The organism is Aristophania sp. ESL1142 (assembly GCF_058107345.1).
Window position 1 is genome coordinate 355,089 of sequence record NZ_JBYLUH010000002.1, and the last position, 16,720, is coordinate 371,808.

Below are 16,720 nucleotides of genomic sequence, written 5' to 3' on the forward strand. Positions count from 1 at the left end.
GAAGAAAAGAGCATAATGACGAAAGAAATCAGCGAGATAAGTGTCTGGGGTGATGAGGATGTAACATCGGAAAAGACCATGGGTGATGAAAATTTTCCTGTTGGGTCTTTCCTGATTGCACCTGTTCACCGTCCGATTATCCATGCTTATTATCATTTTGCACGTGTTGCTGATGATATGGTGGATAATGAGAAACTGTCTTCCCAGCAGAAAAAAGACCGTCTTTTAGCTCTGAGGGAAGTACTGATGGGGGAAAGACAGGCTCCCATGAGGGCTGATGCTCAGACTGCGGTCCGTCTTCGTGCTTATATGCTTAAATCAGGTCTCCCATTGTCTCTGGCGGGAGATCTGATCACTGCTTTTGTTATGGATGCTGAAAAAAACCGTTATCAGAGCTGGGATGAATTACTGCATTATTGTCGTTATTCAGCTAACCCTGTAGGGCGCTTTTTATTAGCCGTGCATAAAGAAGGAGAAGAAACGTCTGAAGCTTCAGACGCACTTTGCACGTCTTTACAGATTATCAACCATCTTCAGGATGTTTATGATGATCTGACAAAACTTGATCGGTGTTATTTACCTCTTCCCTGGCTTGAAGAAGAGGGCGTTACCATAGATGATTTACGTCTTGCACGTTCGAAACCTGGGGTTCGACGCGTGTTTGACAGGGTTCTGGCGAAGGTTGATGGATTAAATACCAGAGCAAAACGCCTGCCTTCTCTGATTCGTGATAGGCGTATGCGTCTTGAAGCTGCTGTGATCGTCAATTTATGTCTGAAACTGACAGAGTATCTGCATTATCAGGACCCGATTGAAAAACGTGTTGCTTTAAAAACAATAGATGGTATTGGTGCCCTTGTTAAAGCTCTTTCTTATTTTTCGTCGCCAAAAGCTGCGCCTTCCTCTATGAAGAGACAATAGAGGTCACATAGTCGTTTAGAGCATATGAGGCAGTAAAGATGAGGGAGCAGAAGAAACGATAATGAGTTTTTCCCATAAAAAAGAAGCGCTAGGTCTGGTTTGCGCGCCTTCTGACTTGCTTGCTGTTCAGGAAATTGTTGATCGGTCTGGTACGTCTTTTGGAAAAGGGATGCGGATTCTTACGCCTTTGCGTAGGCAGGGTATGTACGCTGTCTATGCCTTTTGTCGGATTGTCGATGATATTGCCGATGGTGATACAGGTGATAAAGATCCGGAACAGGCCCTGATGGCATGGTTTGACCGTCTAAATGCCTTATATGAGGGAAAGACTTCTGGTGCCCTGGATAATGTGCTGGTTGCTGCTATTGAACGTTTTCATTTACGAAAAAAAGATTTTGATGACGTCATAGAAGGCATGTTGATGGATTGTCGAGGGCCCATAATAGCGCCTGACGAAGCAACACTTGATCTTTATTGTGATCGTGTCGCTTCAGCCGTCGGGCGTCTATCTATCAGGGTATTCGGGACACCACATCATGAGGGTGCAGTTCTTGCCTATCATTTGGGTAGAGCGTTGCAACTAACAAATATTCTTCGTGATATTTCTGAAGATTCCAGGAAGAACCGCCTTTATTTGCCTAAAGAACTTCTTGAGCGTTTTGATGTTCCACTGGACCCATCTGAGGCAATTTATGCACGGGGGTTGGATCCTGTCTGCCGAATATTGGTAGGCAGGGCCAGAGATCATTTCCGGGAAGCAGATAAAGCCATGAGACAATGTCCTTCAGATACTGTGAAGCCAGCCCGTCTGATGGCGGCTTCTTATAAGGTCACGCTTGCGGCTTTAGAGAAAAGAGGGTGGCGTAATCCCGAAGTTCCTTTAGAGATTAATCCATTACGCAAGAGATTTTCCATTCTTCGGGCTTTTGCAGGGGTGTAATTGTGGGGCATGTTCATATCATAGGAGGAGGGCTGGCTGGCCTTTCCGCGGCCATAGAGCTAGCGCCGCAAGCCCAGGTTACGATTTATGAGGCGGGTCCCGTTTGTGGAGGACGTGCACGTTCTTTTTATGATCGTGCCTTGGAAACAACGATTGATAATGGCAATCATATGTTATTATCAGCCAATCCTTATGCCTTCCGCTATCTGGACCTGATCGGTGCGAGAGATACGCTGAAAGGGCCGGGGAGACCTATTTTCCCATGGTATGACCTGGAAGACAGTCTGGGATGGTGCTTGCGTCTTTCAAAAGGGAAGATTCCTTTCTGGCTTTTGAATCGCCGGGCACGCGTCCCTGGGATGGCTTTAAAAGAAATTTTTGTCCTCAGTCGCCTGATAAAAGCTGGACCTGATAAAACAGTAGCTGAATGTCTGGATGGGGGAGAGTTTACACGGCGTTTAGTGGCTCCCTTTGCGATTTCTGCCTTAAATACGGATATTGAGAGTGGCAGTGCGGCATTATTGGGTAATATTATTAAAAAGACCTTGGCGCAGGGTGGGCATGCCTGCTGCCCATGGATAGCGAAAAATGGTTTATCAGAAACATTCGTAAATCCTGCTTTATCCTATCTGGAGAAGTTTCATAGTAAGGTGCTTGTCGGCACACGTGTAACGTCTCTGAAGGAAGAGGATGGTCGTCTTGTCTCTTTCATGACAACCGATGGTATGGTCACTCTGGAGCCAGAAGATTCTGTTATTCTGGCTGTGCCGGCCACTATTGCAGGAGGGTTGCTTCCTGATCTAGTGGTGCCGACAATGTTTGAGTCAATCGCCAATGCCCATTACAGGCTGCCTTATACATTAAAGCTTAAAAGTCCCGTGAAAGAAGCAGGGTTTGTCGGGCTGGTAGGCGGTATGGCTGAATGGCTCTTCATCCATGATAACGTGTTGTCTGTAACAGTAAGTGCCGCAAATCGTTATACTGATTATTCCAATGAAGCGATGCTTGATGTGATTTGGGAAGAGATTACCCAGGCCTTGAATACTGTTATTGAGGGTGTTCTGCCGCTGGCAACACCTGCGAGCCGTCTTATCAGGGAAAAAAGAGCAACTTTTGCTGCTACACCGGAGCAGAATAAGCGTAGGCCAGGTGCCGCAACGCTATATGCAAATCTTGCGTTGGCAGGGGATTGGACAGATACGGGACTGCCTTCCACAATTGAAGGGGCCATCCAATCCGGCCTGGCAGCTGTGACTGCTTTAGGATATCGTTCTGCTTTCAAAGCAGGCCAGTGATTAGATAATTTTTGAAAATTTCAGTTCTTAAGATGAATCAACAAAACCGAGTAGGGAGGAACCAGTGAGCGAGACTTTGTCTGATCTAAGTGACTTTGGCGAAAAACTTGACCACTCTATTGAGAAAGGTCATTTCGCCTTGGGGCATCGTCAGAAAGAAGACGGCCACTGGGTCTTTGAGCTGGAAGCCGATGCAACAATCCCGGCAGAATATGTTTTGCTTGAGCATTTTCTCGATCGTATTGATCCAGAAAAGGAAGAAAAAATAGGTCATTATCTCAGGCGTATTCAGGGTGTGCATGGAGGGTGGCCTCTTTACCATGACGGCGATTTTAACCTTTCTGCATCAGTAAAGGCTTATTTTGCACTTAAAGCACTTGGTGACGACCCCGATGCGCCCCATATGCGCGCAGCAAGGGCTGCTATTCTGAAACATGGCGGGGCTGAAAGAAGCAACGTTTTCACGCGTATACAGCTTGCCCTTTTTGGTGAAGTGCCCTGGGATGCTGTACCGGTCATGCCTGTTGAGCTGATGCTGATGTCCCGGAAAGCCTTTATTTCTTTATGGAATATGTCTTACTGGTCACGTACAGTAATTGCGCCCTTGCTTGTTCTGGGGACGTTTAAACCTGTTGCCATCAATCCCCGTAAGATTCATGTGCAGGAGTTATTTGTAACACCTCCGCAGAAGATTACAGACTGGATTAGAGGGCCTTATCGTTCCCAATGGGGCCGCTTTTTTAAATATCTTGACGTTATATTACGCAAGGCGGAACCTTATTTTCCTAAAAAAACACGGAAGAAAGCTGTCCAGAAAGCCATTTCCTTCATTGAAGAACGCCTGAGTGCTGGTGGTTTGGGAGCTATCTATCCTGCAATGGCAAATGTTATCATGATGTTCCGAACCATTGGTGTTTCAGATGATGACCCCAAAGCTGTTCAGGCATGGCAGGCTGTTCAGGACCTTCTTGTCGAGAAAAATGGTGAAATTTACTGCCAGCCTTGTGTGTCTCCTGTCTGGGATACAGGTCTGTCAGGTCTGGCTATGCTTGAAGCAGCTTCTGGCCCTAAGGCTGTAAAGCGTGAAGAGACGATAGCTGCCTTGAAAAAGAGTGCAGCCTGGTTAAGAGAACGTCAGATTCTCAATGTTAAAGGAGACTGGGAGATTAATATACCCGGCTTACGACCAGGTGGCTGGGCTTTCCAATATGAAAATGATTATTACCCCGATGTTGATGACACGGCGGTTGTCGGCATGCTTCTCCACCGTCTTGATGCGGTAGAAAATAAAGAAGCAATTGAGCGTGCCCGTGAATGGATTATTGGCATGCAAAGTACCAATGGAGGCTGGGGCGCTTTCGATATTGATAATAATATGGACTTCCTGAATTATATCCCCTTTGCTGATCATGGTGCCCTGCTTGACCCACCAACAGCAGATGTCTCTGCGCGTTGTATTTCGTTCCTGTCTCAGCTTGATCATATTGAAGACCGTGCTGTTATTGAGAAAGGCATAAATTATCTTCGTCGGGAGCAGGAACCTGAAGGAAGCTGGTTTGGTCGTTGGGGCACGAATTATATTTATGGAACATGGTCTGTGCTCTGCGGCCTGAATATTGCCGGTGTGTCTCATTTTGACCCCATGATTGTCCGTGCGATTAAATGGCTGGAGTCAGTACAGCGTGAAGATGGGGGCTGGGGTGAAGATTGCGCCAGTTATGAAGGGGCTAAGCACGGCATTTATAAGACCAGTCTTCCTACACAGACAGCTTGGGCTGTATTGGCTTTAATGGCTGTTGGTCAACGCGATTCAGAAGCGGTTAAACGTGGTATTGCCTATCTTGCCAAGGCTCAGGATGAGAATGGTGAATGGCATGAAGAACCCTATAATGCTGTAGGATTCCCAAAGGTCTTCTACCTGCGTTACCATGGTTACAAACAGTTTTTCCCCCTTATGGCGCTTTCACGCTACCGTAATCTCGGCAGCAGTAACTCAGGCCATGTAGAGTTCGGGTTTTAATGCTGGGAATCCTGACCGGCCTGGCAGCAGAAGCAAAGCTTGCTGCCAGGGCTTTCCCAGAGGCGAAGATAGCCTTGAGCCATGCCTGCGAACAGCAGGGTAAAAAGGCTCTACAGACTCTTATACAGGCCGGGGCAACGGAATTATTATCATTTGGCTGTGCAGGGGGATTGGATCCAGCTTCCCCTCCAGGCACGATAACTGTTCCAGACTATATTTACGCCGAAGGTAAGAAATATTTCTGTAATAGTGAACAGGTAAACCGCTTTAGGAGTGAAAAGGTCCAAGGGGGCGGGATTTTCCATAGTGCCGTCATGATTGAGACGTCATTGCTGAAAAAACGGATATGGGAAGAGACGGGGTGTAGCGCTGTTGATATGGAAAGCGGCCTCGTGGCTCAGTCAGGTCTGCCTTTTGCGGCGTTGCGTGTCGTTTGTGATGATGCTTCTCAGGATTTGCCTCCTGCAGCTTCGGCCGGTTTAAGGGATGGAAAGATTTACATTCCCGGTCTTATGAACTCCCTGTTTCGTCATCCTTCCCAGATATATGCCTTGATCAAGTTAGGGCAGAATGCTGCCAAGGCGCGAAATGTCATGGCGGTGTTTCTGTCTGAACATTTTTGAAACAGACTTGCTATTTTCGGGATGAGAAGATAGAAGAAATTACCTTTCCTGTTGAGGGAAAGGTGCTATCTCGCACGTATGATCCAGACTTTCTGGTGCCTGGGAACAGGCCGCATCATGCGGAGGATTAACCAGATTATAAAGGTTGCTTATTATGGCAATGCCTCAATTTACAATGCGTCAGCTGCTTGAAGCTGGTGTTCACTTCGGTCACCACACACGTCGCTGGAATCCAGCGATGGCTCCTTATCTTTTTGGTGTCCGTAATCAGGTTCATATTATTGATCTTCAGCAGACAGTTCCTTTGCTGGATCGCGCTCTGAAACAAGTCCGTGATACCGTTGCTGCTGGTGGTCGTGTACTTTTCGTGGGAACGAAACGCGCTGCTTCCGAGCATGTTGCTGAGGCAGCACAGCGTTGTGGGCAGTATTACGTCAATCACCGTTGGCTCGGTGGCATGCTGACAAACTGGAAGACCATCACCAACTCCATTAAACGTCTGCGTTCAATAGACGAAATGCTGGCTGGTGATACAACGGGTCTTACGAAAAAAGAGATTCTTGATATTACTCGTGATCGTGAAAAACTTGAGCGTTCACTTGGCGGTATCAAGGATATGGGCGGCCTTCCTGACCTGCTTTTCGTCATTGATACCAATAAGGAAAAGCTTGCTGTTGAAGAAGCTAACAAGCTTGGTATTCCTGTTGTGGCAATTCTTGACAGTAACTCAGACCCTAAAGGTGTGAATTTCCCTGTTCCTGGGAATGATGATGCCATTCGTGCAATCACCCTTTATTGTGATCTGGTGGCTGGCGCTGTTCTTGATGGTATTTCTGCTGAACTGGCCGCTTCCGGTCAGGACATCGGAGCCTCTGAGGAACTCCCTGTTGAAGCAGAAATCACCGAGGCTGTTGCCTCCGCTGAAGAAGCTCCTGCAAATTAATGAAAGCAGCTTATATTCCTTGAAATGATTGTTTCAGGAACTGCTTTTTTGAAAATTAGACCCATGCAGTTAGGGAAAGGAACCTGACTGCATGGATTTTTATATAAAAGGTGATGATATGGCTCAGATCTCAGCTGCCCAGGTTCGTGAACTCCGTGAATCTACTGGCGCAGGCATGATGGACTGCAAAAAAGCCCTGACTGAAACTGACGGGGATATGGAAGCCGCCATTGACTGGCTTCGTAAAAAAGGTCTTTCCCAGGCTGCGAAAAAATCAGGTCGTGTAGCCGCTGAAGGGCTTGTGGGCGTTGCTTCTGGCAAAAATAAAGCCGCTATGGTTGAAGTAAATGCCGAGACAGACTTTGTTGCCCGTAACGAAGCATTCCAGAATGTTGTTGAGCAGATTGCTCAAGTGGCACTGGAAGTTGGTGATGATCTTGAAAAAATCAAGGCTGCGACTTTACCTTCAGGCCGTACAGTCTCCGATGAACTGACACATCTTATCGCTACAATCGGCGAGAATATGTCTCTGCGTCGTGCTGTTGTGCTGACTGTTCCTTCTGGTGTCGTTGCAAGCTATGTTCATGGCGCTCTGCGTCCAGGTATTGGTCGTATCGGTGTGCTTGCTGCTCTTGAAGCTCCATCTGAGAGTGAAGCAATCGAAACACTAGGCCGTCAGATTGGCATGCATGTTGCTGCAACACGTCCAGCCGCGCTCGATATTTCTGGTGTTGATCCAGAAGCCCTTGAGCGTGAACGCGCTGTTCTCATAGAGCAGGCTCGTGCATCCGGGAAGCCAGAGGCAATCATTGAGAAAATGATTGATGGGCGTATTCGTAAATTCTACGAAGAAGTTGTGCTTCTGGAACAGGTCTGGGTGCATGATGGTGAAACACGTGTTAAAAAAGTAATTGAAAAAGCTGCTGCGAAGCTCGTTGCTTTTGAACGCTTCCAGCTTGGTGAAGGCATTGAGAAACAGGTTGATGACTTTGCCGCTGAAGTTGCGAAAGCTGCTGGTCACTAAATTCCAGTCAGAATTTTCTTGACCTTATAAAAAGGCTCTCATGAAATATGAGGGCCTTTTTAATTTTTAGGAGAGAAATGTCATGGAATGGGAAGCTCCAGCGATTGTCCTGCGTGCAGAAGCGCTGGGAGAAAGCAACCTGTTGGTAACAGTCCTGACACAAACCCATGGCGTGTGGAAAGGTTTATGCAGGGGGGGGAATTCAACCCGGCAGCGACCTCTCTGGCAGGTTGGTAATATCCTAATGATACAATGGAAAGCGCGCCTGTCTGAGCAGCTAGGTCTTTTTAGTGGTGAGATCGTAAAGACGATCAGCGGTTACTTGCTGGATTATCCTCTTTCCTTGGCATTAATGACAAGTGCGTGTGCAGTCTGTGCCAATGGTGTGCCGGGAAAAGAGTCTTATCCTGATCTTTTTATTGAGCTGGTGAAATTTCTTAACAAGCTTTCTGTCTTTCCCCAGAGTCCTGCCTGGGCAGATTATATCCGGTGGGAAGGGCTGGTTTTAAGGCAGCTTGGTTATGGGCTTGATCTTTCATGTTGTACTGTAACAGGGAAGCATGATCATCTGGCCTATATTTCTCCGCGCACGGGGAAAGCAGTCAGTGCAGAAGGAGCAGGGGAATGGAAAGACCGGCTTTTCCCGTTGCCACATTTATTGCTTGATGCAGAAGATGAAGGTTCAAAAGAACAATGGCAGCAAGGTCTGAAGATTACAGGACATTTTCTTGAAAAATCTGTTTTCGGCGTTTTGAACCGTCCTTTGCCTTCTGCAAGGAAAAGACTCTCGGAACAGCTGGAAAGCCTTTAGCTACCTGGTTCTTTTTTCTTTAAAAGAGAGAAGAGAAATATGGAAAATGTTCTCTTCTCTCTTTGAGTATGGTTTTATCCGAACTTAATGCCGAGATGTTGGAAAAGGACGACAATGACCGCCATCAGACAGGTAAAGAAGAGGCTATGTTTGATGGTCTTGGCAAGAACAATGCCTTCTTGACCCTTCAGGGTTGTGACGGAAACGCCTGTGGCGATATTCTGGGGTGAAATTGTTTTCCCCATACCGCCTCCTGCTGCATTGACCGCAGCAAAAAGTGTCGGGTCCATATTAAGCTGATGTGCCGCTGAGACTTGGAGATTGCCAAAGAGGGCGTTGCCGGCCGTATCGCTTCCTGTGAGGAAAACACCAATCCATCCCAGAAAAACAGAGACCAGTGGGAAGAATGCACCTGTTGAAGCGATCCCGAAGCCAAGGGTATATGTCATACCCGAATAGTTCATCAGGAAGGAAAATCCTACTGTCAGGGCAACGGTGATGACAGCAAGCCATCCCTGTTTGGCCGTAATGAAGAGGGCATTTTTGAACTGATGGAACGAGGCTTTCGTCAATATGGCAGTAATCAGGGCAGAGAGGAAAATGGCCGTTCCTGTTCCAAGGGGTTCCAGATTCCAGATGGCGGCATAGGGCTTGTGATAAAGGGTAATGAAAACCTTATTATCAAGACCGGGCCAATGAATTGTCAGGGCACCTATTTTGGAGATGTGGAAAATATTCCAGATAATGACCATGATAGTCACGACAACCCAGGGGATCCAGCCATGCCATTGAGGGATGGAAACTTCGTTCTGTGTGGAGGAGTGATTTACATTGTCTGTTACAGCATAAGCTGCGTCAGGTTTCGGTTTCCAGATATGAAGAAAGCCGATTGTTATGATGAGAGAAATGCAGGCTGAAAGGACGTCCGTCAGGTTATAAGACACGAAAATAGTGACAATAACCATTGACAGTGTGAAGCTCAGACTTGCTACTAGCAAGACCGGCCAGAGTTGTCTGACAGATTTCCAGCCCCCATAAAGTACCATGACATAAAAGGGCATCATCGCTGAAAGGGGTGCCATCAGAAGTCCCGAAGTGCTTGCCAGGATAGGTGCAGGCAGACCCGTTATGGAGCCCAGTACTGTAACCGGGATACCCAGGGCACCATAAGCTGCGGCGGCCGCATTAAAAATCAAGACGTATGAGATGGCTTCAAGGGCAGGGAAACCCAGCATGATGAGCAGGGCACTTGTAATGGCAATAGGGCTTCCAAATCCGGCAATTCCTTCCAGGGCTGTGCTGAAGCAAAATCCGATAATAATGAGCATAATGCGTCTGTCATTGGGGACATGGCTTATGATCCACGAGCGGAAAGCGTCAAAACGTCCTGTTTCCTTGGCGATATTAAAAAGAAAAATCGCACTGATAGCGATCCACATAACTGGAAAGACTGCAAAGACCATTCCATTAGTCAGACTGGAAAAGGCAGTAGAGATGGGCATACCCCAGATTGTGATAGCAAGGACCAGACAGACAGCAAGCCCCCCAAGAGTAGATTGCCACGCCGGACGTCTTAAAACACCCATCATGATAAGTGTGACAAGAATGGGCGCCGCAGCGAGAGAGAAGGATAAAAAGAGGCTGTTTCCAGCAGGTATGATAGTTTGTGAAAACATGTTTTTTTACTTTGTAAAAAGAAAGTGTCTTCACGGCGAAATATGACATCTCATCCATGAAAAATTAGGATTATAATGAACATTGTATTTTGGAAAGCAATCTATATATTTTCGTTTTTTGTTCACAGATTCGTCAATGAAATATGTTTCTGTAGTTTTATAAAGAGAAAATTAGTTATTACAGAAAATTGTTACGCATATATTTAATATATATTCACAAAGTATATTTTTTACATATGATTATATATGTTTGTATCTAACTTTTATATCTTAATATAAGAAAAATGATTATTAGATATATATATTTATAATATATGCACATATATAAAGACAGCGATAAATAATTTATGGGATGATTTGTTTTTTGGGAGGAGGGGATCACTTCTTCGAGAGAATTTCTTGAGGTAGATCAGGAATATACTCCGAAGGACCGAAGAAAATTGATTATATTCTGTGAATTATAAAGCCCGTCCTAAGCCATACGTAGTGCTCGGGGAAGGAAAATTCAGGTCGTTTTTTTTCTGGATATGGCGGAAAATCCCTTTTGGCATATTTTTAAATTAGGGGAAAAATCAGAACACGCCAAAATTTTATGTCCGCCATGGAAACATATCAGAAATTGGATTTTAGACAGGATAGAGTCGCTTTGAGAGGAAACGATGGTAAAGGAAAGCGACAATAACAAGCGCACTGGTCCCGATAAGGATGGGCGCAATAAGAAAAGACCAGCTGGCACCTATGAGAATCACGACTAACGGATCACCTCCAGCAGGAGGGTGAATGGTACCTGTCAGTTGCATGATTGCGATGGCCAGACCAACCCCAAAAGTCATTGCAAAAACACCATCACCGATAAAGTGGAGTATGAGCAGCCCCACCAGTGATGATAAAAAATGCCCTCCAATAACATTACGTGGCCGTGCAAGAGGGCTCTGGGGCAATGCAAACAGGAGAACACAACTTGCGCCAAAAGGGGCTATTAGCAAAGCGTAATGAAACCCCACTGTCAGCTCAATAAGCGGAAAAATAGCAAACATGCCTCCAAGACCAGAAATGGCCGAAGGGAGAAGGTTCTTTTTTACCGATTGTAAATGCGCGCTTATTGTAGAGATAGCGGCTGAATTATTGGCGTCTTGGGACATCATCCATTTCCTATGGATAAAAAATGACCCGCGTAATTTATAACTGCGCGGGCCAAAATAATCAGGCTTATTTGACTTTTTTGAAGCGTGCTGCTTCTTCAGAGCCACCAGTTGCATTACCTTTTGAGTAAGAGCGTGCACCTGTTCCAGCCAAAGCACCGCCATCAACGATCAGATATTCGTCGCGGATTGGACGTCCCTCGAAATAACATTCGAGGATTTCACGTGTTCCAGCTGCATAACGGGCCTGTGCTGACAGGGATGTCCCGGAGATGTGCGGTGTCATGCCGTTATGAGGCATTGTGCGCCATGGGTGATCCTGCGGAGCAGGCTGTGGGAACCAGACGTCGCCGCCATAACCGGCAAGCTGACCAGATTTAAGCGCTGCGACGATAGCGTCACGGTCGCAGAGTTTACCACGGGCAGTATTGACTAGATAAGAGCCACGTTTAAAGAGCTTCAGTGTCTTTTCATTGATCATATGCTCTGTTTCAGGGTGCAGAGGACAGTTCAATGTGACAATGTCACAGGCAGGATAGAGATCTTCACGTGTAGGATGCCAGGTCAGGTTCAGTTCTTCTTCAACTGATTCAGGCAGACGTTTACGGTCTGTGTAATGTAGATGGACGTCAAATGGTTTCAGAAGGCGCATAATGCGCAGACCGATACGGCCAGCAGCAACTGTTCCCACATGCATGCCTTCAATGTCGTATGAACGTTCTACGCAGTCAGCAATATTCCATCCGCCTTTGACAGCCCATTCATGGGAGGGAAGATAGTTGCGAACCAGGGCAAGCATGGTCATGACAACATGTTCTGCAACTGAGTGAGAGTTACTATATGTAACTTCTGCGACCGTGATTTTGTGGTCGATAGCAGCCTGGAGGTCAACGTGGTCAGAACCGATACCAGCTGTCAGGGCCAGTTTCAGTTTTGGAGCACGGGCAATGCGGTCAGCTGTAAGGTAAGCAGGCCAGAACGGTTGTGAAATAATAACTTCAGCATCGTGAAGATGTTTTTCCAAATCACTATTTGGACCATCTTTTGAAGATGTTACGATCAGTTCATGACCGTGTGATTCCAGATATTTACGTAGACCAAGTTCACCAGAAACGGACCCAAGCAAAGTGCCGGGTTTGAAATCAATGCCTTTGGGGCTTGGCAATTTCTGTCCGTCTGGAAAGTCCTTAACAGTTGGCAGGCTATCGCGTGCATAGGATGTGGGATAACCATCTACGGGATCGTCGTAAAGAACACAAACAACTTTAGCCATAATAAAAAATCTTTCGATCGCGAGGCATCCAGCCTTCTTCCCATTTAGTAAATTTACAGAATTATCTGATAGATTTTCCGAATATTCGGACGATATCTTGGGAGTCCTTTTCTGGATGCCTCTGAGTAAATGAGGTGTCTTTTGAGACGAAAAGAACGATACACATGGTTCTTAAAGCTGATCTAATGGGAGTTTCTTATGGATCAATAGATAAATTTGATAGAGCGATACGTAATTACGGATTTTCCAATGAAATGTAGCTTTCATGTGATGGGTTATGATAGAAATAACGTTTTCGTGTAATGATAAAAAATACAATAAAAATACTTTTTTATGTTCTTTTGTGATTATGATATATTTTATAATTACTTTAATTTATTAATGTCTGCTCCTGCGTGTCAGGCTTCAAATTTCTGTTCGATATTAATATTCTGAGCGCATTTCTGGAGGGCAATTGCCATTGGTGACTGTGGCATACGGTCTGTTAAAACCAGGCCGATTGTCTGTTCAATAACGGGTTTTACCATTTTAACCATGGCAATATCGCCTGTAGGATCAAAAATAAGTCCAAAAGCACGAGGGACGATTGAGCACCATTGGCCGGAACGTATATGGGAGGCAATTCCGAGAAAAGAATTACTGACAATCTGTGGTGAGAGTTCCAGACCGACGCTCGCTGTGATGCCATTTATGATTCTGCGATTCTGCATATCGCTGGATAAAAGACATAAAGGTTCTTTGGTGGCCTGAGCCCAGCTGATGCTTTCTTTGTCAGCCAGTGGATGCTCTTTGCGACATGCAAAAACATATTGTTCATGATAGAGCGGAAAACACCGGACATGTTCGAGCGGTTCATTATCGAGATATGTAATGCCACCATCAATTTCGAAATGTTCGAGAGATTTCTCAATCATCCGTGATGACATGGCATGGACTTCTATGTGAGCATGAGGATTCTGTTTGGCAAATAACTGCGAAATAAACGGAACTGAGGGGATAGCAGCAGGGATAACGCCGAGCCTTAAGGTCCCTTTGAGGCCATCTTTGTTCTTGTCGTTTAAATCATCGCGAAGGCTTTCATAGTCAGAGAGAATCTGTCTGGCCCAGTGTAGTACTTTTTCTCCTTCAGGCGTTAAGGAGACGAAACGATGCCCTCTGACGATAAGGGCTATATCAAGATCTTCTTCAAGCTTGCGGATTGCCTGGGAAAGTGTAGGTTGTGTCACGCAACAGATTTCAGCTGCATGGCTGAAATGTTGTTCTTCAGCGAGAATAACAAAAAATTTCAGATGTCGGATCAGCATCATTTGCCTCATCACTTGTGACTTCTGAAATTCAGAATTAACAGATTTTGTTATTTGAGGCGACGATAAAAAACATCAAAATATTGTTTGTAGTCGTCATCTTATGGTCTTTTGATTTCCTTTTGTTAGGCCATAAGGATTTATTTGATTAATGCGTTCCATTTATAAAGCTGAACGATATTCTATGGAATTTCATTTGATAAAAGAAAAAGTTAGCATCATTTCTTAAAACAGATTGGTAGCAGGTTACAGAGTTTCTGCTACGATCATGAGTCATTAAGCATAAAAAAACTGTAAAATATGTTTTTAAAATTAATAGAATATTTCATATTTGTCTAAATAGAATGGACTATTATTGTGATGTATATAATAACTTTGGTATTTTATTATATAATTATTTTTTTAACGAAAAAATCATGGCTGGCAAAGATGATCTTTGCTGATTTATCTTGCTATGGCCAAACCAGTCTTTGCCTCTGGACACGTTTTGTCACTCGTTTAAAATAGTTTCCTTTAGCAGAAATAAGGCGGAAGTGTCAGGGTATGGATCAGGCAGGTCATATAGAAGATACGCGTTTGGCAGAGGCCCTGAGTGAACGTTACGTGGCATATGCGTTGTCAACAATCATGGCGCGTTCCTTGCCTGATGTGCGTGATGGCCTCAAGCCTGTCCATCGTCGCCTGCTCTTTGCCATGCAACAGCTTAAGCTTGATCCGAGCTCAGGCTTTAAAAAATGTGCGCGTGTTGTTGGTGATGTCATTGGTAAGTTTCATCCTCACGGAGATGCGTCTGTTTATGATGCGCTGGTACGTCTTGCTCAGGATTTTGCGGCACGATACCCCCTAGTAGAAGGGCAGGGGAATTTTGGTTCCATTGATGGTGATGGCGCAGCTGCCATGCGTTATACAGAGAGCCGGATGACTGAAGTTGCCAAGGTCATGCTTGAAGGCATCAATGATGATGCGGTCGATTTCCGTCCGACTTATGATAATGAAGATCAGGAACCTGTCGTTTTGCCAGGTTTTTTTCCTAATCTGCTTGCCAATGGAGCAGCCGGGATTGCCGTTGGCATGGCAACTAACATCCCTCCTCATAATGCAGCAGAAATTTATCGTGCTGCTCAGATGCTTATTGAAAATCCGTCTATCGAGGTCGGTGAGCTTCTTACAGTTATGCCAGGTCCAGACTTCCCAACGGGTGGAATATTGGTTGAAGACCGCGCAGCGGTGTTGCAGGCTTATGAAACAGGGCGCGGCTCTTTCCGTACCAGAGCGTGCTGGAGTGTAGAAAAAGCACGTGGTGGGACCTGGAGTATCATTGTAACGGAAATTCCTTATCAGGTTCAGAAATCAAAGCTGATTGAGCAGATCGCTACCTTGATGGATCAAAAGAAATTACCGCTTCTGAGTGATGTCAGGGATGAAAGCACGACGGATATAAGACTCGTTCTGGAACCTAAAACCAGACAGTGTGACCCGGAATTATTGATGGAAATGCTGTTCCGTAACACGCAGCTTGAAAATCGTTTCAGTCTGAATATGAATGTGCTCAATGAAGAGCGTGTTCCTGGTGTTATGTCACTGAAAGACGTTCTGAACGCCTGGCTTGGCCATATTCATGAAGTGTTGATTAGACGTTCCCAGCATCGGCTGGACGCTGTGTTGAAGCGCTGTGAAATACTTGATGGTTTTTTGCTTGTTTATCTCAATCTTGACGAAGTTATTCGTATTGTCAGGGAAGAGGACGACCCCAAACAGGCTCTGATCGAAATTTTTTCCCTTACCGAACTTCAGGCAGAATATATTCTGAATATGCGCCTGCGTTCCCTGCGCAAGCTGGAAGAAATGGAAATCAGGCGCGAACGCGACAGTCTGGGTAAAGAACAGGCTTCATTGGAAGCGTTGTTGGGGTCGGAAAAAAAACGCTGGAAAAATATAGCCGGGCGGTTGCATGAACTCGAAAAACATTTTGCAGAAGGGCCTTATGGACCTCGTCGCACAAAGATTGCTGAACCACCAGCCGAGATTGATACCTCTTTAATTCTGGAAGCTGAAAAAGAGCCTGTGACAGTTCTCCTCTCAAAAGAGGGATGGATCAGAACCATGAAAGGGCACGGTGTTGACCCGTCAACATTCCGCTTCAAGGAAGGGGATGAAGCAGGATTTTCTCTCGAATGTCAGACTACGGACAGGCTATGCCTAATGGGGAAAGCAGGTCGAGCCTATACGCTCAAGGTTTCTGACCTGCCAGGTGGAAGAGGGTTTGGTCAGGCAATCAGGACTTTATGTGATCTGGCTCAGGATGACGTGGCCATAGCTCTCTTTATTCTGGGTGATGAAGAGGAGAAATGGCTTTTGGCCAGCCAGGAAGGACGCGGTATGGTGGTTGCGGCTCGTAATCTAGCTGCTGAAAAGAGAACAGGCAGGCAGGTTTTTAACCTTGCTGAAGGGGAAGAGCTGTTATCATGTCTGAAATATGAAGGAAGCCATGTCCTATGTCTGGGAGAGAATAAAAAAGCGCTTATATTCCCATTGGAACAAGTGCCTGAAATGAATAGAGGGCGTGGTGTCTCCTTACAAAAATTAGGTGATGCGCATCTTAAAATGATACGTCTTTTTACACTTGAAGAAGGTTTATTGTGGAAAGAGGGTCAAAGGGTGCGCCCAGATTCGGATTTGATGCCTTATCTTTCTCGTAGAGGAGGGGCTGGTAAGCTGGCACCACAATGGATGTTGAGAAAATAATCA

General features: G+C 45.6%; 13 protein-coding genes. 9 read left to right on the forward strand and 4 right to left on the reverse strand.

Going from position 1 to position 16,720, the window contains the following annotated elements; translation table 11 throughout:
• Positions 1 to 15 precede the first annotated feature (15 nt).
• The 8 genes from hpnC (at position 16) to recO (ending at position 8,577) form a co-directional block, all read left to right on the forward strand.
• Entirely contained in the window at positions 16 to 921 is a 906-nt protein-coding gene (gene hpnC / locus AC3B6P_RS09270; protein WP_489805847.1) for a squalene synthase HpnC, read from the forward strand.
• Positions 922 to 982: 61 nt separating this feature from the next.
• Positions 983 to 1,861 (forward strand): presqualene diphosphate synthase HpnD, encoded by an 879-nt coding sequence (gene hpnD, locus AC3B6P_RS09275; RefSeq protein ID WP_489805848.1) that lies wholly within the window; start codon positions 983 to 985, stop codon positions 1,859 to 1,861.
• Between the two features lie 2 nt (positions 1,862 to 1,863).
• The gene (gene hpnE / locus AC3B6P_RS09280) at positions 1,864 to 3,156 is read left to right on the forward strand and encodes a hydroxysqualene dehydroxylase HpnE (RefSeq protein WP_489805849.1); all 1,293 of its coding nucleotides are present in this window, start codon (positions 1,864 to 1,866) and stop codon (positions 3,154 to 3,156) included.
• A gap of 76 nt (positions 3,157 to 3,232) precedes the next feature.
• Positions 3,233 to 5,176, forward strand: a complete 1,944-nt coding sequence (gene shc / locus AC3B6P_RS09285; RefSeq protein ID WP_489805942.1) for a squalene--hopene cyclase — start codon at positions 3,233 to 3,235, stop codon at positions 5,174 to 5,176.
• Complete coding sequence (locus AC3B6P_RS09290) at positions 5,176 to 5,799, forward strand: nucleoside phosphorylase-I family protein (RefSeq protein WP_489805850.1); 624 nt, start codon at positions 5,176 to 5,178, stop codon at positions 5,797 to 5,799. The genes shc and AC3B6P_RS09290 overlap by 1 nt, the downstream gene beginning before the upstream one ends.
• 154 nt (positions 5,800 to 5,953) lie before the next feature.
• Positions 5,954 to 6,742 (forward strand): 30S ribosomal protein S2, encoded by a 789-nt coding sequence (gene rpsB, locus AC3B6P_RS09295; RefSeq protein WP_489805851.1) that lies wholly within the window; start codon positions 5,954 to 5,956, stop codon positions 6,740 to 6,742.
• A gap of 118 nt (positions 6,743 to 6,860) precedes the next feature.
• Positions 6,861 to 7,766, forward strand: coding sequence for a translation elongation factor Ts (tsf, locus tag AC3B6P_RS09300; protein WP_489805852.1), 906 nt, complete (start codon positions 6,861 to 6,863; stop codon positions 7,764 to 7,766).
• Positions 7,767 to 7,848: 82 nt separating this feature from the next.
• Complete coding sequence (gene recO / locus AC3B6P_RS09305) at positions 7,849 to 8,577, forward strand: DNA repair protein RecO (RefSeq protein WP_489805853.1); 729 nt, start codon at positions 7,849 to 7,851, stop codon at positions 8,575 to 8,577.
• A gap of 74 nt (positions 8,578 to 8,651) precedes the next feature.
• On the opposite strand, the gene AC3B6P_RS09310 is transcribed toward recO, so the two are convergent.
• From AC3B6P_RS09310 to AC3B6P_RS09325, 4 genes are all read right to left on the reverse strand, one after another.
• Positions 8,652 to 10,253, reverse strand: coding sequence for an L-lactate permease (locus tag AC3B6P_RS09310; RefSeq protein ID WP_489805854.1), 1,602 nt, complete (start codon positions 10,251 to 10,253; stop codon positions 8,652 to 8,654).
• A 626-nt stretch (positions 10,254 to 10,879) separates the two neighbouring features.
• Positions 10,880 to 11,398 carry an HPP family protein gene (locus AC3B6P_RS09315; protein WP_489805855.1) on the reverse strand — a complete coding sequence of 173 codons (519 nt, stop codon included), beginning with the start codon at positions 11,396 to 11,398 and terminating at the stop codon, positions 10,880 to 10,882.
• A 64-nt stretch (positions 11,399 to 11,462) separates the two neighbouring features.
• The gene (locus AC3B6P_RS09320) at positions 11,463 to 12,668 is read right to left on the reverse strand and encodes an NAD-dependent formate dehydrogenase (RefSeq protein ID WP_489805856.1); all 1,206 of its coding nucleotides are present in this window, start codon (positions 12,666 to 12,668) and stop codon (positions 11,463 to 11,465) included.
• 398 nt (positions 12,669 to 13,066) lie between these two features.
• Positions 13,067 to 13,975, reverse strand: a complete 909-nt coding sequence (locus tag AC3B6P_RS09325; protein ID WP_489805857.1) for a LysR family transcriptional regulator — start codon at positions 13,973 to 13,975, stop codon at positions 13,067 to 13,069.
• Between the two features lie 540 nt (positions 13,976 to 14,515).
• Between AC3B6P_RS09325 and parC the strand changes: the two genes are divergently transcribed.
• Positions 14,516 to 16,717 (forward strand): DNA topoisomerase IV subunit A, encoded by a 2,202-nt coding sequence (parC, locus tag AC3B6P_RS09330; protein ID WP_489805858.1) that lies wholly within the window; start codon positions 14,516 to 14,518, stop codon positions 16,715 to 16,717.
• Positions 16,718 to 16,720 lie beyond the last annotated feature (3 nt).

Bases quoted from the DNA above. Each gene is read 5' to 3' on its own strand.
- rpsB (WP_489805851.1), top strand. From the start codon at position 5,954: ATGGCAATGCCTCAATTTACAATGCGTCAGCTGCTTGAAGCTGGTGTT.
- AC3B6P_RS09310 (WP_489805854.1), bottom strand. From the start codon at position 10,253: ATGTTTTCACAAACTATCATACCTGCTGGAAACAGCCTCTTTTTATCC.
- tsf (WP_489805852.1), top strand. From the start codon at position 6,861: ATGGCTCAGATCTCAGCTGCCCAGGTTCGTGAACTCCGTGAATCTACT.
- AC3B6P_RS09290 (WP_489805850.1), top strand. From the start codon at position 5,176: ATGCTGGGAATCCTGACCGGCCTGGCAGCAGAAGCAAAGCTTGCTGCC.
- parC (WP_489805858.1), top strand. From the start codon at position 14,516: ATGGATCAGGCAGGTCATATAGAAGATACGCGTTTGGCAGAGGCCCTG.
- recO (WP_489805853.1), top strand. From the start codon at position 7,849: ATGGAATGGGAAGCTCCAGCGATTGTCCTGCGTGCAGAAGCGCTGGGA.
- hpnD (WP_489805848.1), top strand. From the start codon at position 983: ATGAGTTTTTCCCATAAAAAAGAAGCGCTAGGTCTGGTTTGCGCGCCT.
- AC3B6P_RS09315 (WP_489805855.1), bottom strand. From the start codon at position 11,398: ATGATGTCCCAAGACGCCAATAATTCAGCCGCTATCTCTACAATAAGC.
- AC3B6P_RS09320 (WP_489805856.1), bottom strand. From the start codon at position 12,668: ATGGCTAAAGTTGTTTGTGTTCTTTACGACGATCCCGTAGATGGTTAT.
- hpnC (WP_489805847.1), top strand. From the start codon at position 16: ATGACGAAAGAAATCAGCGAGATAAGTGTCTGGGGTGATGAGGATGTA.
- AC3B6P_RS09325 (WP_489805857.1), bottom strand. From the start codon at position 13,975: ATGATGCTGATCCGACATCTGAAATTTTTTGTTATTCTCGCTGAAGAA.